Origin of the sequence: uncultured Rhodoblastus sp. (assembly GCF_903903185.1) — a bacterium.
GTDB lineage: Bacteria > Pseudomonadota > Alphaproteobacteria > Rhizobiales > Beijerinckiaceae > Rhodoblastus.
In genome coordinates, this window is record NZ_CAIUXT010000184.1 from 1 (window position 1) to 23602 (window position 23602).

The following is a 23602-nucleotide window of genomic DNA, read 5'->3' on the forward strand; positions in this document are numbered from 1 at the left end:
TCGTCCCTGGCGTGGCGGAGTTCCAGTTCGTCGAAGAGCGCGCCTGGTTCGGCGCCGGCCTCAGCTACAAGATGGGCGTCGACGGCATTTCCTTCCCCTTCGTGGTGCTGACCGCATTCCTGATGCCCTTCTGCATCGGGGCCTCCTGGTCCTCGATCCAGACGGGCGTCAAAAGTTACATGATCTGCTTCCTGGTGCTGGAGACGCTGATGATCGGCGTGTTCTGCGCGCTCGATCTGGTGCTGTTCTATCTGTTCTTCGAGGGGGGCCTGATCCCGATGTTCATCATCATCGGCGTCTGGGGCGGCAAGCGGCGCATCTTCGCCAGCTTCAAGTTCTTTCTATACACGCTGGCCGGTTCGCTGTTGATGCTGATCGCCATTCTGGCGATGTATGCGCAGACCCGCACGACCGACATCGTCGTGCTGCTGAACACCCATTTCGATCCGGGACTGCAGAAATATCTGTGGCTGGCGTTCTTCGCCTCCTTCGCGGTGAAAATGCCGATGTGGCCGGTCCATACCTGGCTGCCCGACGCCCACGTCGAGGCGCCCACGGCGGGTTCGGTCATTCTGGCCGGCATCCTGCTGAAAATGGGCGGCTATGGCTTCATTCGCTTCTCGCTGCCGATGTTCCCCGACGCGTCGCATTATTTCGCGCCGCTGGTCTTCGCCCTGTCGGTGATCGCGATTCTCTATACCTCGCTGGTGGCGCTGGTGCAGGAGGACATCAAGAAGCTCATCGCCTATTCCTCGGTGGCGCATATGGGCTTCGTCACCATGGGCCTGTTCGCGATGAACCAGCAGTCGGTGCAGGGCGCGGTGTTCCAGATGGTGTCGCACGGCCTCGTCGCCAGCGCGCTGTTCCTTTGCGTCGGCGTAGTCTACGACCGCTTGCACACGCGCGAGATCGCGGCCTATGGCGGCATCGTCGCCCGGATGCCGAATTACGCGGTTGCGTTCATGGTGTTCACCATGGCCAATGTCGGCCTGCCCGGCACCTCGGGTTTCATCGGCGAATTCCTCTCTCTGCTCGGCACGTTCCAGGTCAATAGCTGGGTGACCTTCTTCGCCACTTTCGGCGTCATCCTCTCCGCCGCCTATGCGCTTTATCTCTATCGGCGCGTCATATTCGGCAAGCTGGAAAAGCCAAGCCTGCAAGGCCTGACCGATCTCGATACGCGCGAAATGCTGATCCTCGCGCCGCTGGTTCTGCTGACGGTGTTCTACGGCGTGCATCCCGGTCCGATTCTCGACGCCTGTTCCGGTTCGGTCGCGGCGCTGGTCAAGGGCTATGACGCCGCCTTGACACTGACCAAGACCGCCGCCTTGTCCCTGCACTGAAAGCGCAAGCCATGAATTCGCTTTATCCCGAACTCGCCCATGCGCTCCCGGAAGTCATTCTGGCGGTCGGCGCGGTCTTTTTGCTGCTGGTTGGCGCCTTTCGCGGCAAAGAAGACGACGGGCCGATCAGCGAACTCGCCGCCGCCATTTTAGGCGCTGCGCTGCTCGCCATCCTGCTCGGCTCGCCGGTCGAGGGCGTGGTGTTCAACGGCGCCTTCATCGATGACCATTTCGGCGACTTCATGAAGGTGCTGGCGCTCGGCGGCTCGATCGTCTCGCTGCTGATGTCCGGCGATTTCCTGCGCCGCGCCGGGGTCGACAAGTTCGAATTCCCGGTGCTGATCGTGCTGGCGACGCTCGGCATGCTGATGCTGATTTCCGCCAATGGCCTGATCGCGCTTTATCTCGGCCTCGAACTGATGTCGCTGTCGCTCTATGTCGTGGCGGCGCTAAGCCGCGACGACGCGCGCGCTTCCGAAGCCGGCCTCAAATATTTCGTCCTCGGCGCGCTTTCCTCGGGCATGCTGCTCTATGGCGCCTCGCTGCTCTACGGCTTCGCCGGCACGGTGACCTTCACCGGCATCGCCCTTGCCATCGGCGACCATCCGAACATCGGGGTGATCTTCGGTCTGGTGTTCCTTTTGGCCGGCCTCGCCTTCAAGATGTCGGTGGTCCCGTTCCACATGTGGACGCCGGACGTCTATGAAGGCGCGCCGACTCCGATCACCACGTTTTTCGCCTCGGCGCCGAAAGTGGCGGCGGTCGCCATCGCCACCCGCGTCATCATCACCGCCTTTCCCGGGGCGCTGGCGCAATGGCAGCAGGTGATCGTGTTCATGGCGCTGGCCTCGATGACGCTCGGCTCCTTCGCCGCCATCGCCCAGACCAACATCAAGCGGCTGATGGCCTATTCGTCGATCGGCCACATGGGCTTCGCCCTGGTCGGACTCGCCGCCGGCACGCAGGCCGGCGTCCAGGGCATCATCACCTATATGGCGATCTACATGACGATGACGCTCGGCGCCTTCGCCGCGATCCTGTCGATGCGGGTCGATGGCCGCCCGGTGGAGCAGATTACCGACCTCTCGGGGCTTGCCCGCACCGACCCGCCGATGGCGTTTTTTCTCGCCATGCTGATGTTCTCGCTCGCCGGGGTGCCGCCGCTGGCCGGGTTTTTCGCCAAATTCTATGTGTTCATGGCGGCGGTCGAGGCGCATCTCTACTGGCTGGCGGTGCTCGGCATCCTGACCAGCGCGGTGTCGGCCTATTATTATCTGCGCATCGTCAAGCTGATGTATTTCGACGAGCCCGGCAAGGCGTTCGACGATTCCACCTTCACCCAGCGCACGGTGCTGGCGCTCGGCGCGCTGGCCATGCTGACCTTCTGGGTCGTCCCGGCGCCGCTGATCCGCGCCGCCGGCTTTGCCGCGCAGTCGCTGTTCTGATCGCGTGAAGCTCGGCGAAAAGGCTTTGGCCGCCGGCTATCGGCTACAGCAATTCGCGGCGCTCGGCTCGACCAATGACGAGGCGATGAGCCGCCTCGCTCTGGGAGACCCCGGCCGCCTGTGGATCGTCGCGGACGAACAGTCGCGGGGCAGGGGGCGTTTTGGCCGGCAATGGCGCTCGCCTCCGGGCAATCTTTACGCCAGCCTGTTGCTGGTCGATCCGGCGCCGCCGCCCCTGTCGTCGCAACTGAGCTTCGTCGCCGGTGTCGCTTTGGCTGGCGCCCTGCAAAAAATTCTCGGCGGCGACGCGCGGCTCAAGCTCAAATGGCCGAACGACGCGCTCTATGATGGGGCCAAGCTCTCCGGCCTGCTGCTTGACGGCGCCTGTCTCGCCAATGGCCTGTTCGGCTGCGTCATCGGCTTTGGCGTCAATTGCCAGTCCTCGCCCGGCGACGCGCCCTATCCTACCGCAAGCCTCAAAAGCATCGGCGCGGCCCCGGCGGATCGTGAAACCTTGTTTCCCGCGCTGACCGACGCGGTCGCCGACGGGCTCGATATCTGGGCGCGGGGCGAGAATTTCGCCGCCGTGCGCGCGGCCTGGCTCGGCCATGCCGGCGGGATCGGCGGCCCGGTCCGGGTCAGCGGCGCGGACCGGGCGCGGGAAGGGATTTTTCGCGGCGTCGATGCATGCGGGCGGATGCTGCTTGAGGCGCCCGACGGCGCGGTGGAAATCGTCGAAGCCGGGGACGTCGACTTCGGTCGGTCATAGGTTTTGCCGGGGCGTCGGGCGACGGTTCGCGCGACGCCAATGCGTGAATCGAAAAACCACACGCCCGATCCGGAGCAATCGGAATGGATCGGGGCTGCGCCGCTTGCGCGGCGGCGCCGGATCGCCCAATGTCGCGGCGATAAAGTCGAGATTTTCGAAATATTTACCAAAGCCCGACGGCTTGTTGCGCGATCGGGATCGGCGCGGAATCGACGAAAGAACAAAATGGCTTCTGGAACAGATGAAATCGTGTTTGCGCCGCTCGGCGGCCTCGGCGAGATAGGAATGAACGCCGCGCTTTACGGGTTCGGGACTCCTGACAAGCGCAAATGGATCATGGTCGATTGCGGCGTCGCTTTCGCCGGCGCGGATATGCCCGGCGTCGATCTGATTCTTCCCGATCCGGCTTTCATCGAGAAGCACAGGAAGGACCTGCTCGGCCTGATCATCACCCATGCCCACGAGGATCATGTCGGGGCGATTGCGGCGCTCTGGCCGCGCCTCGGCTGTCCGGTCTACACCACGCGTTTCGCCGCCGGCCTGCTGCACACCCGCCGCCTCGCCGAACCCGGCGCGCCGCAGGTGCCGATCCATATCGTCGCGCAGGGGGCGCGGCTGACGCTCGGGCCGTTCGAAATCGAATTCGTGCCAATGTCGCATTCGATTCCCGAAGCCAACCTGCTGGCGATCCGCACCACGGCCGGAACGGTGGTGCATAGCGGCGACTGGAAGCTCGACGCCAATCCGGGCCTCGGCCTGTCCACCGACATCGCGCGGCTCAAGCAGATCGGCGACGAGGGCGTGCGCGCCCTGATCTGCGATTCGACCAATATCTTGCGCGACGGCGTGAGCCCGTCGGAGGCCGATGTCGCCAAAGTCCTGACCGAAAAGATCGGCGCGGCGAAGGGGCGGGTGCTGGTCACCACCTTCGCCTCCAATGTCGCGCGGTTGCGCGCGGTATGCCTTGCCGCCCACCAGGCGGGACGCCAGATCGTGCTGGCCGGCCGCGCCATGGAGCGCGCCATGGATGTGGCGCGCGAATGCGGCTTTCTCGACGGCGTGCCGGAACTTTTGGGGCTGGATTCGTTTTCGCGCATTCCGCCGCATCGCCTGCTGATTCTCGCCACCGGCAGCCAGGGCGAGGCGCGCGCCGCCATGTCGCGCATCGTGCGCGGCGACCATCCGGTCAAGCTCGCCACCAACGATCTGGTGATCTTTTCGTCGCGAACCATTCCGGGCAACGAGCGGGAAGTGAACGCCATCGTCAACGCGCTGATCCTGCAGGGCGCCGATGTGCTGACCGATCGCGACGCCCTGGTCCATTGCTCGGGCCATCCGCGCCGTGGCGAAGTGGCGCAGCTTTATCAATGGCTGCGGCCGCAGATCGCCGTTCCGGCCCATGGCGAGCCGCTGCATCTGCGCGTTCACGCCGAATTCGCGCGCGAGCAGGGCGTCGAACAGGTGCTGGTGGCGCATAATGGCGACATGATCTCGCTGGGACCGGACGCGCCGGCCCATCTGCCGCAAATCCATCATGGCCGGCTCTATCGTGACGGCGACGTGATCTTGCCGGAAAAGGACGATTGTTTCCGCCAGCGCCACCGCCTCGCCGCCGCCGGCATCGTCACCATCGCTTTCGCGGTGACGGCCCAGGGCGACATCGCGGGCACGCCCGATGTGCTGATGTTCGGTCTGCCGGAAAAGACGCGCGACAATCGTCCGATGGACGAAGTGGTGGACCGCGCCTTGTTCCAGACGCTGGACGGGCTGCCGCGCGGCAAGAAAAAGGACGCCGACGCCGCCTGCACGGCGGTCGAGAAGGCGGTGCGCGCCGCCGTCTCCAACGCCTGGGGCAAGAAGCCGCATGTCCACGTGCTGGCGATCGAAGTCTAACAGGCCAATATCGACCGGTCTGGCGGATGCTTAGGCAAGTTGCGCCATAAAAAAGCGGCATGGCTGCGAAAAGAGCAAGACTTTCCGGATCCGTATAGGCCGGGAGCCTAATCGACGGAACGGAGTTCGTCGATTAGGCTCGAAGGGCCAATGCGGAGGGGCGTGCGTCGAAATGCGGGCGTCCAAAGCCGCCCCGTTGGCCAGCGCGGGGGAATCGGTGCGCGCGACTGGTCACGGTCAACCGGATATGAAGGAGTTTCAGATGATTGGTCGTCTCAACCATGTCGCCATCGCGGTCAAGGACATCGCCGCCTCGTCCTCGACCTATCGCGACGTTCTCGGCGCGCAGGTTTCCGCTCCGACGCAGCAGCCCGCGCACGGCGTCACCGTGGTGTTCATCCAACTGCCCAACACCAAGATCGAATTGCTGGAGCCGCTCGGCGAAAATTCGCCGATCGCCAAATTTCTCGAAAAAAACCCAGACGGCGGCATGCATCACGTCTGTTACGAGGTCGAGGACATCCTCGCCGCGCGCGACAAGCTGAAAGCCGCGGGGGCGCGGGTGATCGGCGACGGCAATCCGAAAATCGGCGCCCATGGCAAGCCGGTGCTGTTTCTGCATCCCAAGGATTTCAACGGAACCCTGGTCGAGATCGAGCAGGTCTGATTGCTGCCGGCGCCGCAGCCAAAAAGGCGGCGCCGGCGACGGTTTGGCGAATGGAAGGGCGAAAAATGGCCGGTTTCAATTACACGCCGTTTTCGCTGCCCATGAGCGTCGCGGTCTATTTCACGGCGTGGTGGGTCTGCCTGTTCGCGGTGCTGCCTTTCGGCGTGCGAAACCATGGCGAAGAGGCCGAAAGCCTGCCCGAGGGCGCCGACCCCGGCGCGCCGGTCTCGCCGATGCTGGCCAGAAAGGCGATCGCCACCAGTCTGCTCGCGGCGGCGGTCTACGCGCTTACCGTCGTGCTCGCGAATTTTCTCGGCTGAAGCCGGCTTCCCAAAAGCGACATAGAAAAAAGCTACAATGCCCGCAAATGCTCAGCCGGCACTTTTCTTGCTCGCCAAATATCGGATACCCTAGGTAAATCCGGTTGATGACACGGTCGGCGGAAACCCTATCCCTGCCTGGAGGCGTTAATTTGCAAATTCCGTTCCTTTCCGTTTTGACACCTGGACCGGCGCCTTCGCTACAATATTTTCCCCATGTTTCCCGCGAAAAACTGCGCTATGGCGATACGGATCGGCAGGGGCATGTCAATAATGCGGTATTCGTGACTTTCCTCGAATCGGGTCGCGTCGAGCTTCTGCTCAACGCCGGGGTCGATCTCTGCGGGCCTGACGGCGCCTTCGTGCTGGCGCGGTTGGTGCTCGATTATCGCAAGGAAATGAACTGGCCGGGCGAGGTCGAGATCGGCACCACGGTCATGAGCGTCGGGCGAAGTTCGGCGCGCATGGCCCAGGCCTTGTTTCAGCATGACGAATGCGTCGCCACGGCGGAGGCCATTGTCGTTCTCACCGACACGGCGACGCGGCGGTCGAAACCTTTTTCGGACGAGGCGCGGGCGTTTTTGCAAAGCATGTGCCCGCCGGCCTGACGGCGACCCGGGTGTTCCCGAAAAGCCGCTGACTTTTCGGGCAGAAACAGCGGCGAGGAAAATATTCTCGAAACTCAATCCATCTTGCGGCGATGGATCGTCGCCATGCCGAGCACGCCCATCGCCATGGCCTGATGCGCCAGCGCCGCCCAGAGCGGCACGGCCAGCACCAGGGTGGCGATTCCCAATCCGGCCTGGACGCCGACGAAAGCCGCAAGCAGGATCGATCGGCGCGCCGCGCGCCGGCCGAGCGCCGGCTTTTGCGCATGGACGGCGTGAAACAGCGCCAGAGCCAACAGCAAATAGGCCGCGATGCGGTGCTGGAACTGCACCATGGTGATATTATCGAGGAAATTCACGACCCAGGGCGACAAATCGAACAATTGGGCCAGCGGCGGGATGATCCGCCCGTTCATGAGCGGCCATTCGTTATAGACGAGGCCGGCGCGCAGGCCGGCGACGAGACCGCCGAAACCGATCTGCACAAGCACGAGCAGCAGCAGGGCGCCCGCTTCGACCCGCAGCCGGGCTGCGCCGGCGCCAAGCGAATCGCGATAATTGGGCACGAGGCCGGCGGCGGTCCACAGCACCAGGGCGAGCGTCAGGCTGGCGAGCAGAAGATGGATGGCGAGGCGCTCCTGCGCCACTTCGACGCGATGGACGAGGCCGGAAGAGACCATCCACCAGCCGACGACACCCTGAAGGGCGCCAAGGGCGAATATCCCGGCGAGACGCCAGCGCAAGGCGCCGGTGATTTTTCCCCTGACGAGAAACCACAGGAAGGGTCCGGCGAAAATCAGGCCGAGCAGCCGGCCAAGCAGCCGATGGCCCCATTCCCAGGCGTAAATGGTCTTGAACCGGGCGAGGTCCATATCCGGAAACAATTCGCGATATTGCGGAATCTGCCGGTATTTCTCGAAAGCTTCGCGCCAGTCCGCCTCGTTGAGCGGCGGCAGGACTCCGGTCACCGGCTTCCATTCGGTGATCGAAAGCCCGGATTCGGTTAGACGCGTCGCGCCGCCGACCACCACCATGGCGACGATGAGTCCGGCGACGAGCCACAGCCATCGGCGCACGTCGCGGAAGACGTCGGGCGCCTGTTCGTCCCTGTGCTCGTGTCTATTCGGCATTTCGTTTTCCGGCTGGTGATATTACGCGGCATTTAGGCTGGCCGCGCCGCGCGAGGCAAAGAAAAACCGCACCGGCTTGCGCCGATGCGGTTGCGCGTTCCGGCAAGCCGGAATTATTCGTCGTCGCGGCCGCCGTGACGATGACGATGGCCCCAGCCGCCGCCGCCATGGTCCCAGCCGCGCCTCGCGCCGTGGCGCTGCATTTCCTCGAATTCCTGCTTCTGCTTGTCGTCGAGGCTGTTGTAGAAAGCGATTTCCTTCGGCGCGACCGCTTTGAGCGCGTCGAGCTGGGCTTGCAGATAGGCCTCGCGGAAGCCGATCCGCTTCTCGAAAGTCGACAGGTCGGGCTTGCCGGCGCCAAGGGCGGTCCGGGCGTCGGCGTGCGCCTTGGCGCGGGCGTCCTGCAGATCTTTGAACGCGGCCTTCTGGGCGTCGGTCAGTTTGAGACGCTCGGCGAGGCGCTCGGCCCGGCGCGCCCGCCATTCGGCGAATTTTTCACTATGGTCCCGATCGGGAGAAATTTTCTCGGTCTGGGCTTGCGGCGCGTCGCGCTTGTCCGCCTGGGCCAATGTCTGCGACAGCGCCGGCGACAGCGCCAGCGCGCCGGAAGCGCAGGCGAGCAGGAGGGCGGAAATCCTTAAAATACGCATTTTGCTCTCCCAGGCCTCGTGGTTCTTGAATATCTTTCCAGATTCCGCGCCCGAACGGCGCGTCGGGAAGCAATTTGCCCGATCGGCCATGAACTTGTAATGAACACGGCTGGCGCATATCCGGCATTGAATTCGCTTGAAAACGCTCTGAGGGAGATATCCATGCGCAACCGCACGAGGAAATTGATCGGGGCGATTTTCATGGTCCTGTTCGTCGTCGTCTATGCCCTGCTGGCCATGGTTCTGGCGCAGAAAACCGCCTTGCAGGTCGAATCGGGCGTGCTTCGAATGATCATTTTCGCTCTGCTCGGCCTTGGCTGGGCGGTTCCGCTGGTTCCGCTGATTGTGTGGATGGAGCGGCCGGATTGAAGCCGCGTTTCAATCGATATCGAGCCGGCGCCCGCGATTCCAAAAGGCGAAGGGCGCGCCGGACAATAGCGCGTCGAAGCTCGCCGCGTCCTGCCACAGGCCGTTGACCGAAAGACGCGGCAGGGCGCGCGGATGCGCCGCATGATCTGGAAAGATCATGCCGGGACGCGTCGTGACGGCGGTGGCGAAGCCAAGCCGCCCGGCATAGTCGAATTCGCGCGGCCCGGCCGAGCGGGCGTCGCCATAGGGATAGGCGAAATGGCGGCAGGGCCTGCCGAGTTCGAGCTCCAGCCTGTCCCGCCCTTGCGCCATTTCGGCCAGCGCGTCGGCTTCGGCCAGCAGCGCCAGCCGCGGATGGGTCAGCGTATGGGAGCCGATGGTCGCCAGCGGATGGGCGGCGAGGGCGAGCAATTCGATCCAGTCGAGGCAGAGTTCATCGACCAGTTCGCGCCAGTCGATTCCGGCATGTTCGCGCAGCCGCGCGATCTGGCGCAACAGCCTTTCGTTGCCGCCGCGCCGCCACAGACGATATAGCCGCGCGAAGGCGGCGCACTTTTCGGCGTCGCTGCGCGCCGGCAACGACAAGCGCGCGCCGTCGAAATCGAGCTCGATCCGGTCGAGGCGGCGGACCGCCTCCTCCAGTTCCACCCACCATAGCCGCGCCGTGCGGTCGGCGTAGGCGGGGGCGACATAGCAGGTGAAAGGCGCTTCATGGCGCTCCAGCACCGGCAACCCATGAACGACGACATCGCGAAAGCCGTCGTCGAAGGTCAGCGCCGCGAAGGGCGCGCGCAAACGGTCATCTTCGATCAGCCGCGCCGCCGCCTCGTTGAGCGACACGATTTCGAATCCGTTGGCGTGCAGGCGGGTCAGCACGCGGTCGAGGAATTCGGGGGTGATTTCGAGCTGGGCATTGGGCGCAAAAAGGCGGTTTTCGGCCGGGCGGACGCGATGAAACGTCAAGATGGCGCCCCGTCCGCGCAACGCGCCGCCGGCGAGCCGATGCAGGCCGGTGGCGCGACACAGGCCCAATCCCGCCGAGATCAATGTTTTCCTGGCCAGCATGCCGTTGCAACCCATAGCCTCGGACACAACCACAGATAGCAACCAACTCTTGATCTTTCGTTGCTAGAAAGCGTCTTTGCAGCCCGTAACGAGACGCCATCGGGAGGCGCCGATGACCGTCGCCGCGCCGCGACAGGATTTTCAGCCAGGCGGCGTGACGCGGGGCGCCGCTTTCGCCGGCGTCACCGTCTGCGCGCAGCCGCGCGACGCGCTTGACGCCTGGCGGGCCCTGAACCCGGCGGTTTGCGGCTCCTTCTATCAGAGCGAGGATTTCCTGCTGGCCTGGCTCGAATGTTTCGCACGCCAGCAAAAGGTCGAGCCGTTTTTCATCGTCGCGCGCGACGCCCTCGGCGCGCCGCTGGCGCTGCTGCCTTTTGGCGTTTTTCGTTTCGGGCCGCTGCGCATCGCGCAATTTCTCGGCGGCAAACATTGCAACGCCAATCTCGGCCTGTTTCGCGCCGACGCCGCCTTTGCCGCGCGCGACCTGCGCCTACTGCTGCGCGAGGCGGCGCGGGCGAAGGGCGGACCGCATCTCTATCGGCTGCTCAACCTGCCCCTCGTCTGGCGCGGCGCAGCCAATCCGCTGGTTCTGCTGCCGCACCGGCCGGCTGCGAACCGCGGTTACGCGACGAAACTCGGAGCGGACGGCGAGGCCTGGCTGGCGGCGCGGCTCTCGGCGCAAACGCGCAAGAAATTGCGCAAGAAGGAGCAGCGCCTCGCCGGCATGGGCGCGTTGCGCCATGTTCGCGCCGCGAACCCGGAGCAGGCGGGCGAAATCCTCGACGCCTTCTTCCGCCAGAAGCGCCTGCGCGGCGCCGGTCCGCGCGAGGGCGGCGAAGCGGCGGCGACCCGCGCCTTTTATGCGGCGCTGGCTGCTTTCGCCCAATCGGGCGCGCCGCCGGCGCTCGAACTCCACGCCCTCGAACTCGACGGGCGGGTGATCGCCACTTTTGCCGCGGGCCATTGTGGCGGGCGGTTGCAAGGCCTGTTCAATTCCTTCGACCCCGATCCCGAAATCGCCCGGTCCAGTCCCGGCGAAATCCTGCTGACCCATGTGCTGCGCGACGCCTGCGCGCGAAAAATCGCGGCTTTCGATCTCGGCCTCGGCGACGCGCGCTACAAGACGACCTTTTGCGACGAGATCGAAGCCATGGCCGACGCGTTTTACGCCCCCGGCCTCGCCGGGCTGGCGGCGCAGGCGGTTTTTGCGGCCGGCCTTGCGGCAAAAGCCGCGATAAAAACAAATCCAGGTGTTTGGAGGCTGGTCGAGCAATGGCGACGGCGACGGGGCGCGGCGCGAGGCGTTTCATCCTATTGACCGACGGGACGAAGCCCTGTACTTCCCGTCTTTCCCGTAAGGGAGCGCGTAGCTCAGCCGGTAGAGCATCTGACTTTTAATCAGAGGGTCATGGGTTCGAGTCCCATCGCGCTCACCAAGCCTTTTCAAGGACTTGAAGGAAATAAACGGCGGCGGTTTCGCCGCCATTTTCGTTGTGGTAAGCACCTGGTAAGCGGATTGGAAAAATTCGGATTGCGATCCGCAAATCCGCCATTAGTCATACAAAAACTCAAACAATATCTTTTCGCCGCATTTTTCCGCGAGAGCAGGGTATGCATCGGCCACTGCGCGATATTTGGTATATCGAACTGCGCGCAGCGAGGAAAGGGAGTTTGCCGCACAGAAAATGTCGACAACGTCTTCATCAACGTCACATAAGACGTCGCGCGCGTAATTAACCATCACCTCTTCTAGAACGCCGTTAGCGTGGCCGTGAAAGGCAATTCTTTCGCCAGTGGATGCGCTGTGGTGGCCTATAGCTCCTCGCTTGACGCGGTCCATGCTGAAAATTGCAACTGCGATCGTCATGGATCGCAGGCTTTCCTCGAAAGGCGAACCCGTTTGGATGTGCGACTGGCAAATCGCGTAATCGACAGTTTTGAAGGGTCGCATCACTTTTCTGAAGCGATCGGACGCCTCAATTTCATAAACACGATGAGGCGCATAAAGATACGTGTTGCGTGCCCAAGTGAATGCCTTGGCCGTCTCATCAGGCTCACCAAGCAATTCGTCGACTAACGACTGGGTCCAGCCGGGACGCGCGCAAATGGTCGATTTTGCAAACATTTCCAAGAATAATCCCGTTAATGATCTCACTCAAACCCGGTCGAACCTGGGTTGAACTTCATCTGCCGCGTGTTGTCGCGAACGACACCGACATCATTTTCGTCAAAGCCATCAGGAGCGCTGGCTTCGATCTCAAGCGTCAGCTTCACCTTCGCTCCGGGCGTGTGCTGAAGCTCCATCACGATCGCGTTCAAGATGGCATCAAAGTTTTTCACCGGCCTGGACATGTCGAGTTCGACCGATCCGTAAAAACGGTGCGGCTTGGTTGGCTTTGCTGGGCCAGGTTGCGGCGCCGAATCCGTTTTCGGCGTGCCGCCGGGTTGTGGCCCCCCAATGGGCGCTCCCGGCTGAGGCATTGGCTGCTGCGCCTTGATTTGAGCAATGGCCGGCTCGGCCCGCACCAGAAGGCTCTTCGGAGCGAAAAATTCCGGGCCGGACTTCGCGTAAGTCAGCCCTTCATACTTCTTAGTCGCGGCGTCATAGCCCGTCGCATAGCCGAATGGCGCGTCGAGCTTGCCCAGCGCCTCGCGAATCGCGGTTTCGATCACTACGCGGTCACGCGCTTTGGGTAGATAAACGTAAGCGGCGAACCAATCGACAAGATCGTCAATGGCCAAGTGCTGCTGGTCTTCGGCCCACAAGGGTTTCACCTTATGCCAAAGCGAGTCGGGGCCGATCTTTTCCGTTGTTGCGCCGTCGGAGCGGACCTTTTCATAGACGCCCGCAGGAATGGCGCCCTTATCTTTGGCGCTGACGGAAATGTGTTCAAGGTCGAACGCTTTCCCGGCTGCGGTCGCATCCGACTTGATTGGGAAAAGAATATGGTTCCAAGCGTTGCGCACTGCGCGCCGCGCGCCTTCAGAGCTGTTGCGCGCCATCTCTTTAGCGTTGGCCGATTGGCCTTGCGTCAGCTCCTGTTGCAGTCGGCTGTCGCCGACGATTGAAGCCCAAGCCATCGAACGGCGCATGGATTCTCGCGCCGTCGCCAGACTGCTCTCGTCCGCAGCAACGAACAATAACGTGTTGCGGAAGCGGCGTTGCGATGCGCGGCAGCGCGTCACGGCGTCGGTCACGGCGTCCGTCGCTGGGCTCTTGGCGATGCCTTTGCCGCCGTGGGGCAGCGATGGCCCTAAGATTGCCAGCGACAAGGCGATGGCCTCGTCGATAGCAGTGGGATCGTCCGGCGCGGCGAACACGCGGGCGAAGCCGTCCTTTTGGGTCGCGTCCGATCGCAGAACCTCGATGATCGCTTCATCGACCGCATGCGATGGAAATGATTTGGCCTTTTCGTCGGCGAATCGGTTCAACGTCGGTCGCGTCGAGAACCAATAACGGCCCGCTTCCTCATAAAGGAAAGCCGAACTCTCCATCAATTCACGAAGAGCTTCGCCAAAAATCGCCAATTGGTCGCCCGGCTCGGCGCAAGCCAAACGCCAGTTTGGCCCCCTTATGCCAACATTGGCTTGACCCGCGAGCGGCGCGGTCGCGAGAAAAACAGCTCGGGCCGCGCGGGTTGCCGCTCGCGCTTGCGAAATCCTGCGGCTAGGATTGGCTTCTTTGAGGTTGGGCAGTGACCCGTCGCCATCGACTTCGCGATCGACGACGGCGGCGAAAGCGGGATCGAGCGGATAGAGGATACTGGCCCGGATGCGTTCATGAGCGATGGGCACTCGCGCCGGCGTGATGAGCGGATCGCGCGCTTGCGCGTGCCACATTACGCCGACCACATTGGCGAGGAAGCGCAAGACGCCGCGCGTGCGCTGAAACTTTTCGAGTGAAGCCCAATCCTTGGACAGACGCTCGAACAGTTCGGGGTGAATCGGATAGGAAAGCCGCAACAGGTCCTCGTAGCGCTTTTCTTTCGCCTCGGGCGGGAACTCGGCCGCGTTTTTCTTGTAAAGCTCCCAGAAGGCTCGCACCGTCTCGTCGCGCGCCTTCTCGCCTTCGCTGTCGAGTGGCTGGAACAGGCGACGACGGATGATTTCATAGGTTTCGTCGCCAGAGGCGGGTAGCCAGGGCGACTGCACGCGGCCGAAGACTTTCTCCAGGCGACGCAGGGCTTGTCTGCCGCGTTCGCCGCCGGCTTCCGTGTCGCTCTCTGGCAACGAGCCGACGATGAGAATGCCCGGCGCCATTTTCGCGGCTTCGGTCAGCGACTGGATGAAGGACAGGAAGGCCTCGAAGCGCGCGTCGTCGAGTTGGCGCGCGTACATGGTCAGTTCGTCGAGCAAAATGACGCTCGGCCCGGCCAGCTTGAACACTTCAACCAACAAGCCGGAACCGGGGCTGGTGCGCGCCGCCTCAGCCTCGGCGACGAGCTTTAGACCCTCGTCGCCGGCGAGCCGCCACGCCAGATAGCCCCATGGCGTATGGACGCGCGGTCCTTTTTCGAGCTTGAGGCTCACGTCAGGCCCGATGCCCGAGCCCACGAACACGGCGATCTTTGGCTGAGGCAGCTTTGCCACGCCGGCCTCGGCGACGATCTCGGCGACGCCCGGCAATTCCTCGGGCAACCCGCCTTCGGCGAGATGCTTCGCCAGATGATACAGCGCCAGCATCGTGTGGGTTTTGCCGCCGCCGAACGATGTTTGCAGGCCGATGACGGGATCGCCGCCAGCATTGGCCAGCCTTTGCGCGGCCGTGATGAGAACGCGCTTCAGGCCGTTCGTCAGAAAGGTGATGCCGAAAAACTGTTTGGCGGAGGCGTAATTGCCCTCGGCGTGGCCATTGTCCACCGCATAGAGGTCGGCTGCAAACTCCGCCTGTTTGGTGCGGTTTTCGATCACGTCCTGATGCGGCAGCGCAACCTCGATCCACGGCTTGAGGCTCTTGCCACTGGCGTCATCGGCGGTCGAAGTCGGCTGCAAATCCAGAAAGGGCGCTACCGGCTGAGGTTTTGACGGGGGCGCGACGGCCGGCGCGGCAGACGCAGTTGCGGGCTGACCGCCGGAACGCCGCTGGGCCTCATAGGCTTCTTTCAACTTGGTCTGCGTCGCCGGGATCGCCTTGAGCAGGATCGCGACTTCCGACATGGCGTAGAGATAATTCAGCGCCTCGGCGTCGGAAAGCGGCAAATTGAGATGGGCTGTGGTGTTGCGCGCGTCGAAGACGGTCGAGAAATGTCGCCGAGCCTTGGCCGAGTTCTTGCGATCGAACCTCTCGGCAAAAACGTCCTGCCAGTTGTCGAGGACGGTTTTCAGCAGCCCATAGCTGTCGAGCGGTTCGTTCGGTCCCTGGCCGGCGGAGCGGCTGGCGAAATGAAGCCATCGGTTGCCGTGGCGGGCTTTCATGTTCGCTTCGACAAAACCCTCCATGGCGGGTTTCAGCACGAAGTCGAGTGTGTCGCGAACCCTCTTTACGCCTTCAATATCGCCGGACATCATTCATTTCCTAAAAGACAGCTCCGTCGCCCGCACCGGTTTGCCGCACCCGAGCGTATCCGGGCGGACCTCGTTATATGCGACCGCCGAGAGGCGCACTATTGCTTGGGTCATCCATGTCGAAGATCGCATCTCACTCCTCGAACCACTTCGACTTGTCGCAGCCACACAGATTTTCTACCTCTATTCCGCATGCTTTCAGAGTCGATGCGGCATTGACCCAGTCGCTATCTGTCGCGTTGACAACTGGCGTTCCTGTCAGTTTCGCTATAGCCGCAAATTTCCGATCGCTAGGGTCGAACGAAATATCAATTAACGGCTGAGGCAAATCCACATACTCGCCGTCCGAACGCTTCGACAACGCGACGCGTTCGACTTTGTCCGGCAAGCTGTTGATTACTTCTAGGTAAAATCTGTCTCCGACTCCCGGCTGTCCCCTCGGATTTAGGTAACGGTGATATTCGATTTGTACCTCTCCGTCCATGTCAAGTATTATCCTCGCCGACTTTATAACATCAATTAGGAAATTAACTGCAGCGACGCGGCATTCTATTGCCGGAGGCTTGTCATCAGAGCTTTCGCATTGACCGTTGGCCACGATCGCGACATTTGTGTCTACCACAAAACGCTTCATTTGCGAGGTGCCGACCGCGCCATGCGTTTCAGGCGCGCGAGTTCGGCCTGTGCTGCTTCGTTGAATGCGTCTCCCATGAACTTCTCTGGCCAGTTGAGTATGTTTCCGAACATGTCGACTTTCAGCGGCGAGAGGACGGATTCGCCTTTTTGCGCATCGCAAAAATATAATTTCACATCGTTGGATGAAATCACTTCTTCCGCAATGCGACGCTGCAGACGTAAAAGCAGATGTTCAGAATGGCTTTCCAAGAAAACCTGAACTCTTCGATGAATTGCTGCCTGAATGATGACATCGGCGAGTGCCGCCTGTGCTAAAGGATGCAGATGAATTTCAGGTTGCTCTAGTATAACTGTGGCGCCCTTAGGAACATATTGAAGGAGAGTAATGACAGGAAGGACTTGAGAAATGCCGAATCCAACATCGGTGAGCAAAACCTCGCTGGCACCCTTACGAGTTTGCACTATCGCTTGCCACCGGTTCGACCCTTCCTTAATCTCTTCGACACGAAATTTCTCAATAAGGCCCATCTCTCGAAGCCAATAAGCAATCATTTCTTGGAAAGGCATTAGATGTGCGTTCGCCTTTAGATTGCGCTGTTCACCTACAGAAGTCTCTGCAAGTATCGCATCAATAGTTTTTTCGCCACGCCGTCCGACATCACTCGGTCTGGATCGCGCCCAAAGATAGTCGCGTTGAGGAAACTCACGAAGCGGTCCAAGATAGAACAGCCGATCAATTTCTGATTCATAAGCTGCTTCTAAATCAGCAAGGAAGCTTGCATTATGAAAATAAGTTCGCGCCTGATCTGGGAAGGCGTAGGACTTGATTGGGCCAGGCAGCTGCCACGCGCGTCCTTGGGCGCGAATAAACTTGAATACGTCAGCGCCCTTCCCAATACGTTTGGCGCGAAGATCGAATTTATGCGTCGTATCTTTCTTTAAAGAAAGCGAGAATTGCATACCGCCGATCTCATAAGTGAGACTACTTGACTTCGGTGCTTGTCGATCAACGGTGATTGATGCGGAAATATTGAGCCGCGTTCCTCTCGCGATTTCAGCGCCACGTTTCTTTGACGCGTCCCGAAGCACCAATGGGCTATCAAGATCGAATGAAACGGTCCAGTCGATTGTGCTGTTTAGAGAATGCCGATGAATAGCGTCTGCAATAGTTCCAAGTTGGACGAGGTCACCGTTCAACTCCAGCGCCGTAGCGCGGTCGGTGGCATCCTTGGTCTGTTTCAGCATCAGCAGAAACTGAATGAAACTCGTCTTCCCAGAAGAGTTCGCGCCGAAGATTCCTGTGATTTTGCCGCAGGGCATATCCAGGCGCGGCCAAGACTTGAAGTTGGTGAATTTGACGTTGGCTAACATGAAAAGACCTCAAAACAATTCCGCTTGTGCGACGGCGGCGGGTGCGCGTGTTGCACTGGTGGCGGCAATGTCCTCAAGCCGCGTCCATTCCTGCGCCAATTCGTTGTAAACCAGCGCCTCGGCGCTCCAGCCCTTTTGCGTGGCGATCTCGAACAGGCGATAGGCCAGCTTATGTGCGTCAGCGGCCTTGCCGCCGATTTGCGCCACCAGCTTCGCCGCCGCTTCGCCGCCGCCATCCGGCGCATTGAGCACACGGGCGACGTGCTGCACGCATTCCCATACCGTCACCAGTCCGGAGGCGTCCCAGTCCTTCGGCAGATTGTCGCGCCCGGTCAAGGCGGTCTTACCATGAAGGTTTTGAAAGATGCCGGCGTCGAACAGCGCGCGGTCGGGGATGTTTTTCGCGTTGGCAAGCGTCGTCAGTTCGCCGGAGGGTTTCACTTCAAAACCGTAGCTGGCGAACCAGGCCAGCGCCACCTGTGTCTCCGCGTCGAAATTGGCGTCGAGTTCATTCTCGATCTCCTCCCAGACGCGATTGATGAGCGACAGTGCCGTCTTGACGCCCATGGCGCTGTCGTCGTTCTCCAGTACCTTGGCGCAGCGGGAAAAAACGCCCATGCCGGGACCAATCACCGATTGCTGCATGTCCACAGGCCCGACGCCGGCCCTGCGGATGGCGTCGATGGCGTCGGGCATTTCCTTTTTCAGCGCGCGAACAAATTCGGCGCGGGTGATGGTTTCCGCCTGCGGAGAACGCTTGCGGCAGACGAGAACAACGGAGGACGCCAGGGCGTTGGCTCCCTTGCCGATCATGCGATTGGACAATTCAGTGCGGACGGGCCATGTGCCATCCACCACGAGCCCGGCATCGACCACGGCCTGAAGGAAAGAAGCCCAGCCAGCGGACGTGACGCCCTCCTCGCTGGCTTCCGACTGTTTGAATGCGTAATAAATCGCAAGCGGTTCGCCGTCGGTCGCCGCCTTGCGCATGGCGGTGAGCGCATCGCTCATGCCGCGCATAAAGAAGTCTTCCGCCTCGGCCTTGCCACCGTGGCGATAAGGCGTAGCGACAAGTTCGGCTTCTTTTGGAGCTGCAAGGCGACGGAAAAGCTCAGGCCAAACGCCTGATAGCGACCGTCGCAACCATATGTAAAAGAAATCGGAGAGGTCGGCGTAGCCGATATTGTCATAGTACGGCGGGTCCGTGGAGATGACGATGGGGCGAACAGGAAAGGAGTTTGTCGACGCATTGATATTCGATATGCCTCCAGGAGCGGCGGCCGGCGCGCGCCCAAGCGCATCTGCAGTCCACTCCACGTTGAAGGTGAAATTACCGCTGGATCCCGAGAATGGATTGCCTTCCGCAAAATCCCAGGTCATCGGCAGCGCCTGCCGCGCAAATGTATTCCGAAGCGCTTCCATCTTTGGGCTGCTGTCCCAAGTGCAGATAGATGATCCGCGGTCGGCGCTACGGTTGATCACAAACGCCAAATACGTCGCCACCGCGTCTGCATAGGCCGCCACGCCGCAACCTCCAGCATGCAGGCGCTTGCCGTCGTCGGGCAGGCCCGCCGCGCTCGCGTCGGCGAGCGCCTTGATCCGCACGTCGCCGACCAGATCGGAGAAAGTCGTCAGCGCGACGAGTTGGCGGGCCGTGAAGAGGTGGCCATAAGTTTTTAGGCCGTAGGCCGAACAAACCCCACCGGTGATCATTGCGCGCGTCGGCGTGGGAGGCGATAGAAATGAAGATCTGGCGTCGTCCACGGTCGCATCGTCGTTGGAGGAGCGCGCTAGGCTCTCATGCGCATCAGAAGGCGTGAGATAAATGCGCCCGCGTACGCCTTCGGCAACGATGGCCATCAAACGCTGGTCGAGACGGTCGGTCTTGCCTTCCGCCTGCACATAGCTGCGGTCTATAGCCGCCCCCGTGAGGACGCAGACAAAAGCCTGACCCTTGCCCGCTTTGGTTCCAAGCTTGAGATGATCCTCGTCGGCCTTCGACATCGCCCCCGACTTCACCTTGAACCGCCACCCGTCAGGCGCGGAGGGATCAATCACAGGCTCCACCCAGTTTTTTTTGCCCTCCTTGGTGGAAAGCATGAAGGACGACACCAGCGGAACCATCGCGCCTTTCGCCGATGGGTCGGGTGAGCGCACTGTACGCGCCCACAACCACGCGATGACGGTCGCCTCCGATCCGTCGGGCAGGTTCGCCTTGGGATAGAGATGGCCAATGCGCTTTTCCGCCTCGTCGCGAATCCATTGGCCGTAATAGCGCACGTCCTCGGCGAGGCCCTGCGCGCCCTTGCCGTTCCACTTCCCGCCGCGCTTCAATTCCGAGCGCGACTTAGGATTGATTGGCGGCAGCCCGGCAAACTTCGGCGGGATTTCCACCAAGGCCTTGCCGATCAGCACGGCGACCGGGTTCAGGTCGGAGCCGTAGGCGCGCAACCCAAGCCGCTGCGCTTCCAACGGTATTGATCCGCCGCCAGAAAAGGGATCGTAAACCGGTGGCGCCTTGGTCTGGAGATAATCGAGGATTGCCTTGGCGTCGTCCTTCGGCGGCGGCTCCTCGCCAAGTCCCCAGGCCACCGAGCGCGCGATTTCCCAGCGCGCGCCGTTGAGCTTGGCCTCGTCGTTCGACGCCTCCCACGGCACAATGTCCTTGATCACTTGATGTAAGCGCCGCCGCTCGGTCTCCTGCGCCTCCTCGGTCGGAAACCGATCGGGCCACGCAGAGGGATCATCGACCAATTGCGCGAACAAAACCGCCCGGCAAGCCGCCAAAGGCCGCCGCGCCCACCACAGATGCAAAGTCGATGGATGCCCATGCCGAATCGACTTCTCCCGCGCCGAAGCGACATTGATCGCCTCCAGCGGGATCGAGACTTCGATGAGCTTTTTACGGGGCGCCATTCAAGGGGTCCAATCGGGAATTTACGTTTCAAATTGAGCGATTAGCATTTCGACGCCAAGCCCCACACGGGCAATTTCCTGCACGACGAGGATGTCCTCAGCAATTTGGAGTTCCCCGGCGGAACGAATAGGCCTTTCTCCGATCATGTCCAAACGGGCACGCACACGCTGTCGGATTTGACCTTCGGCGCTTCGCATCTGTGGCGAGACGAGTTCCATGACGGTGTCATGGCTGGAGGCAACGACTTGATCCAGCGCTTGCGCGCCGTCAGCCGTCATTCGCTCCTGTAGCTCGGAGTTTACCTCGCCAAAACGCCTGTAAGCGATTTCTTGAGGGTTTGAGCAAAAAACGGCGTAGGAAAGGCCATCCTGGTAGCAGATGTAATGCTGTTCGTTGTCGATAATTTTGCCAATCGTCAATGGCGAGATGTAGATTGACTGCTTGTGAACAGCCCCAGCCAAATAAGACGTGTCGAAGTCCGTTAATGTCTCGGCTTCCGCCGCAACATAATAAACATTGCCACGCTGTTTCTTTTCCAGTTCCAGAAGGCAATTGTGCTGTCCAGATAAGTCGCGTCGCATAATTGGAAATCGGAAAAACGGAACGGAAAGCCCCAAAATGCCATGATGTTCAGCCGTTTTTCTGACCATCCGTTCTGGAAGCTTGAACTGAAAAAACAACGAACAGCTCGGCAGCGACAACTTAACGTCATAGCCTAGCGAAGCTTCCTGCAAAAGGTTTGGAAAAATCGGCGCACCTTTCAGTTTTGATGATGAGGCGCGGATCAAATTCTCAGTGAATGCAAAACCATAAGAAAATTCGGTATAGCCAATCTTCATTGTGCATACCCCAAGGGGGTTAAAACGCGAAACTCCATGAGCTGCTGAAGATTGAAAACAACCGATCTTTCGGCAAAACTCAACTCGCGGCCAAAGAATTTCTGAATGTAAATCGGCTCTTGCGCGTATCCATTTTCTACTAAAACGATCGCGAGGAAAAACGCCTCGGGTGCATTCAGCGACGCCAGGAGTTCATTTTTGGTGACGATGACATCCGTGGCTTCGGAATGCCGCCCCTTGACCTCGACAAAGCGCAAATGCCCCGTTCGGGGATCCCGGCTTTCAATGTCATAACCTACCTTCTGTGCGGAAACGTCGATGGCCTCATAACCGAGCCGCCTTTCAGCGGCCATGACAGCGTCCATCGCCAGACGTTCGATTTCCGCTCGCGCAATCGGATCTTCGCAAAAACTATTGGGCGCGGCAACCGGCTCGGTCGCCTCAAACGGCTTGAGCAGCCCGCCGGGCACAATCAGCGCCGCACCTTTCAGGACGGGCGCAAGGGCCGATATTTGGCGCTCGCGGTCCAGCTCTTCCTGCCGCCGATGCAAACGCTCGACCAGTCTGCTCGCGGTCGCTTCTGCGTTTTGCGCATTGATGCGCTGCTCCTTGCCGGCGCGCTCTTCCTCCCGCAGGCGCGCGGCGCGCGCATCCCAATAATTGATTTCGCGGTTCAATCTTTCCCGCACGGCGCGCTCGACCTTGTCGAGCTCAGTCGTCCGCCGTGAGCGCACCTCGGCAAGATGCTGAGGAACGAGCTGCGAGATAGCGTAGCCAATGGCCCGCTGCTCAACCTGCCCGGCAAGCCAGTCGCTGGCGATGAGCGGTTCGAGTTGCGCGCGCTCATCCGGGGCCAAGGGGCGGAAATCGAGATAGGGCGCCGAGCCGGCATCGGACGCCGATCCATCTTCCCTGAGGTAAAGGAATTGCAGGCGCTGCGATACGGCGCGCGGCTCGCCAGATTTTGCGACGCGGCCATCGCGGACGGCATGTTCGAGATAGACCAGCAGGCGCGGCTCCGTGCCGCTATCGCTCTCATCGACGAGGACGGCGCCCTGGCTCAGCAAGGGCTGGAACCGCTGCAAGACAACATCGACGACGGCGTCAAGCAATGGATGGCCGGGCGCTAAAAGCTCCGCCTGGGGCTGCCCGTTTATGAGGGCCTTGTCGAAGGTGACGCGCGCATAACGATCCAGAACCGGATCGCGCCGTCCGATCAGCCGGTCGCGATCTTTCAAGACGCCCGGCGTGCGCATGATTTCGTAGCGGCCGGTTTCGCGTTCGCTGATCCGCCCTCCAAGGAGGACAAAAGCCTCGCGGAAAAAAGCGCCAATGAAATGGGGCTGCAAGCGTCGGGCCTGAGCGCGCTCCATTTGCTCGCGAATTTCGGAGACGGAATGTGGGTCCATGCCCTCCGAAGTCAATTTGCGCTCAGCGACCAGCTTTTCGATCGCCTGCACATCGACCGCTCCTTCGACCTTGCGCAGCAGTTCGGCCTTTTTTTCGGGAAGATCGCCATAACGTACTGCCGCAACTAATAGGTCGCGAAGGGCTTGGCCCTCGAACAGCTCGCCGAGCACGTCATAGACTTTTCCGCCGAGCGCCTGCCGCGCCTCTTCCAATTTTTCCAGCAGCCGCCGATAGACTTCGCCTTCGCGCGTATTGGTCGCGCAGAGGTTCCAGAGGTGGCAGATTTCCGTCTGGCCGATGCGGTGGATGCGACCGAAGCGCTGCTCCAATCGGTTGGGGTTCCACGGCAGGTCATAATTGACCATCAGATGCGCGCCGCGTTGCAGGTTCACGTGTCAACGGCGGCGACAAAATGTGCCAATTGGCGGTGTAAAAGTGTACCAGTCGGGTTGAGAGAAAAGGGCTGCAAAGCCCTGGCGTTTGGGGTTGCCGCGCGCATAGAGGCGCGCGGAGCGTAGCGACGCGCGGCTCAATGCGCGCGGCGGCGATTTAGAGTTTGGGGTCAGCGTCTCCTTCGCTTGTCGTTTTCGCGGTGGAGTTCTGAGCGTGGCTAGCCCGGCGCTGCGCCTTTTTGCTGGCTGCGAGCCTGAAGCTGTCGCCGTTCA

The 23602-nt window shown here is 61.2% G+C and carries 19 protein-coding genes and 1 tRNA gene; 10 read left to right on the forward strand and 10 right to left on the reverse strand.

The window, feature by feature from the left end:
- The 7 genes from QZY01_RS16790 to QZY01_RS16820 form a co-directional block, all read left to right on the forward strand.
- A partial coding sequence (locus tag QZY01_RS16790) for an NADH-quinone oxidoreductase subunit M (protein ID WP_294539377.1) occupies positions 1-1343 on the forward strand: 1343 nt, incomplete at its 5' end.
- Between the two features lie 11 nt (positions 1344-1354).
- Positions 1355-2788, forward strand: a complete 1434-nt coding sequence (nuoN, locus tag QZY01_RS16795) for an NADH-quinone oxidoreductase subunit NuoN (protein WP_294539379.1) — start codon at positions 1355-1357, stop codon at positions 2786-2788.
- 4 nt (positions 2789-2792) lie between these two features.
- Positions 2793-3557 carry a biotin--[acetyl-CoA-carboxylase] ligase gene (locus QZY01_RS16800; RefSeq protein ID WP_294539381.1) on the forward strand — a complete coding sequence of 255 codons (765 nt, stop codon included), beginning with the start codon at positions 2793-2795 and terminating at the stop codon, positions 3555-3557.
- A 225-nt stretch (positions 3558-3782) separates the two neighbouring features.
- Positions 3783-5450 carry a ribonuclease J gene (locus QZY01_RS16805; protein WP_294539382.1) on the forward strand — a complete coding sequence of 556 codons (1668 nt, stop codon included), beginning with the start codon at positions 3783-3785 and terminating at the stop codon, positions 5448-5450.
- A 262-nt stretch (positions 5451-5712) separates the two neighbouring features.
- The gene (gene mce, locus QZY01_RS16810; RefSeq protein ID WP_294539384.1) at positions 5713-6117 is read left to right on the forward strand and encodes a methylmalonyl-CoA epimerase; all 405 of its coding nucleotides are present in this window, start codon (positions 5713-5715) and stop codon (positions 6115-6117) included.
- Between the two features lie 65 nt (positions 6118-6182).
- The gene (locus QZY01_RS16815; RefSeq protein WP_294539385.1) at positions 6183-6437 is read left to right on the forward strand and encodes a DUF1467 family protein; all 255 of its coding nucleotides are present in this window, start codon (positions 6183-6185) and stop codon (positions 6435-6437) included.
- 152 nt (positions 6438-6589) lie between these two features.
- Positions 6590-7045 (forward strand): thioesterase family protein, encoded by a 456-nt coding sequence (locus tag QZY01_RS16820; RefSeq protein WP_294539387.1) that lies wholly within the window; start codon positions 6590-6592, stop codon positions 7043-7045.
- A gap of 74 nt (positions 7046-7119) precedes the next feature.
- On the opposite strand, the gene QZY01_RS16825 is transcribed toward QZY01_RS16820, so the two are convergent.
- Both QZY01_RS16825 and QZY01_RS16830 read right to left on the reverse strand, forming a co-directional pair.
- Positions 7120-8175, reverse strand: coding sequence for a COX15/CtaA family protein (locus QZY01_RS16825; RefSeq protein WP_294539389.1), 1056 nt, complete (start codon positions 8173-8175; stop codon positions 7120-7122).
- Between the two features lie 113 nt (positions 8176-8288).
- Positions 8289-8825: a Spy/CpxP family protein refolding chaperone gene (locus QZY01_RS16830; protein ID WP_294539391.1), complete on the reverse strand. Its 537-nt coding sequence runs from the start codon at positions 8823-8825 to the stop codon at positions 8289-8291.
- Positions 8826-8987: 162 nt separating this feature from the next.
- Between QZY01_RS16830 and QZY01_RS16835 the strand changes: the two genes are divergently transcribed.
- A complete protein-coding gene (locus tag QZY01_RS16835) occupies positions 8988-9194 on the forward strand; it encodes a DUF2842 domain-containing protein (protein WP_294539393.1) in 207 nt (68 codons plus the stop codon).
- Positions 9195-9203: 9 nt separating this feature from the next.
- Here QZY01_RS16835 and QZY01_RS16840 read toward each other — a convergent pair whose 3' ends face one another.
- On the reverse strand, positions 9204-10259 hold the full coding sequence (locus QZY01_RS16840) for a polysaccharide deacetylase family protein (RefSeq protein WP_294539397.1): 1056 nt from the start codon (positions 10257-10259) through the stop codon (positions 9204-9206).
- 112 nt (positions 10260-10371) lie between these two features.
- Here QZY01_RS16840 and QZY01_RS16845 point away from each other — a divergent pair, with 112 nt between their 5' ends.
- Positions 10372-11577, forward strand: coding sequence for a GNAT family N-acetyltransferase (locus tag QZY01_RS16845; protein WP_294539399.1), 1206 nt, complete (start codon positions 10372-10374; stop codon positions 11575-11577).
- Between the two features lie 42 nt (positions 11578-11619).
- Positions 11620-11695 (forward strand) — tRNA-Lys (locus tag QZY01_RS16850).
- A 116-nt stretch (positions 11696-11811) separates the two neighbouring features.
- Here QZY01_RS16850 and QZY01_RS16855 read toward each other — a convergent pair.
- The 7 genes from QZY01_RS16855 to QZY01_RS16885 form a co-directional block, all read right to left on the reverse strand.
- Positions 11812-12390 (reverse strand): hypothetical protein, encoded by a 579-nt coding sequence (locus tag QZY01_RS16855; RefSeq protein ID WP_294539402.1) that lies wholly within the window; start codon positions 12388-12390, stop codon positions 11812-11814.
- Between the two features lie 20 nt (positions 12391-12410).
- Positions 12411-15764, reverse strand: a complete 3354-nt coding sequence (locus QZY01_RS16860) for a DUF499 domain-containing protein (RefSeq protein ID WP_294539404.1) — start codon at positions 15762-15764, stop codon at positions 12411-12413.
- Positions 15765-15897: 133 nt separating this feature from the next.
- Positions 15898-16398: a hypothetical protein gene (locus QZY01_RS16865; RefSeq protein WP_294539407.1), complete on the reverse strand. Its 501-nt coding sequence runs from the start codon at positions 16396-16398 to the stop codon at positions 15898-15900.
- Positions 16395-17771, reverse strand: coding sequence for a DUF3696 domain-containing protein (locus QZY01_RS16870; protein ID WP_294539409.1), 1377 nt, complete (start codon positions 17769-17771; stop codon positions 16395-16397). The genes QZY01_RS16865 and QZY01_RS16870 overlap by 4 nt, the downstream gene beginning before the upstream one ends.
- A 9-nt stretch (positions 17772-17780) precedes the next feature.
- A complete protein-coding gene (locus QZY01_RS16875; protein ID WP_294539412.1) occupies positions 17781-20687 on the reverse strand; it encodes a DUF1156 domain-containing protein in 2907 nt (968 codons plus the stop codon).
- Between the two features lie 21 nt (positions 20688-20708).
- Positions 20709-21527 (reverse strand): hypothetical protein, encoded by an 819-nt coding sequence (locus tag QZY01_RS16880; RefSeq protein WP_294539416.1) that lies wholly within the window; start codon positions 21525-21527, stop codon positions 20709-20711.
- Complete coding sequence (locus tag QZY01_RS16885) at positions 21524-23329, reverse strand: DUF3883 domain-containing protein (protein ID WP_294539419.1); 1806 nt, start codon at positions 23327-23329, stop codon at positions 21524-21526. The genes QZY01_RS16880 and QZY01_RS16885 overlap by 4 nt, the downstream gene beginning before the upstream one ends.
- Positions 23330-23602: the final 273 nt, after the last annotated feature.

Bases quoted from the DNA above. Each gene is read 5' to 3' on its own strand.
- QZY01_RS16870 (WP_294539409.1), bottom strand. From the start codon at position 17,771: ATGTTAGCCAACGTCAAATTCACCAACTTCAAGTCTTGGCCGCGCCTG.
- QZY01_RS16880 (WP_294539416.1), bottom strand. From the start codon at position 21,527: ATGAAGATTGGCTATACCGAATTTTCTTATGGTTTTGCATTCACTGAG.
- QZY01_RS16830 (WP_294539391.1), bottom strand. From the start codon at position 8,825: ATGCGTATTTTAAGGATTTCCGCCCTCCTGCTCGCCTGCGCTTCCGGC.
- mce (WP_294539384.1), top strand. From the start codon at position 5,713: ATGATTGGTCGTCTCAACCATGTCGCCATCGCGGTCAAGGACATCGCC.
- nuoN (WP_294539379.1), top strand. From the start codon at position 1,355: ATGAATTCGCTTTATCCCGAACTCGCCCATGCGCTCCCGGAAGTCATT.
- QZY01_RS16835 (WP_294539393.1), top strand. From the start codon at position 8,988: ATGCGCAACCGCACGAGGAAATTGATCGGGGCGATTTTCATGGTCCTG.
- QZY01_RS16865 (WP_294539407.1), bottom strand. From the start codon at position 16,398: ATGAAGCGTTTTGTGGTAGACACAAATGTCGCGATCGTGGCCAACGGT.
- QZY01_RS16805 (WP_294539382.1), top strand. From the start codon at position 3,783: ATGGCTTCTGGAACAGATGAAATCGTGTTTGCGCCGCTCGGCGGCCTC.
- QZY01_RS16825 (WP_294539389.1), bottom strand. From the start codon at position 8,175: ATGCCGAATAGACACGAGCACAGGGACGAACAGGCGCCCGACGTCTTC.
- QZY01_RS16860 (WP_294539404.1), bottom strand. From the start codon at position 15,764: ATGTCCGGCGATATTGAAGGCGTAAAGAGGGTTCGCGACACACTCGAC.
- QZY01_RS16875 (WP_294539412.1), bottom strand. From the start codon at position 20,687: ATGGCGCCCCGTAAAAAGCTCATCGAAGTCTCGATCCCGCTGGAGGCG.
- QZY01_RS16840 (WP_294539397.1), bottom strand. From the start codon at position 10,259: ATGCTGGCCAGGAAAACATTGATCTCGGCGGGATTGGGCCTGTGTCGC.
- QZY01_RS16815 (WP_294539385.1), top strand. From the start codon at position 6,183: ATGGCCGGTTTCAATTACACGCCGTTTTCGCTGCCCATGAGCGTCGCG.
- QZY01_RS16845 (WP_294539399.1), top strand. From the start codon at position 10,372: ATGACCGTCGCCGCGCCGCGACAGGATTTTCAGCCAGGCGGCGTGACG.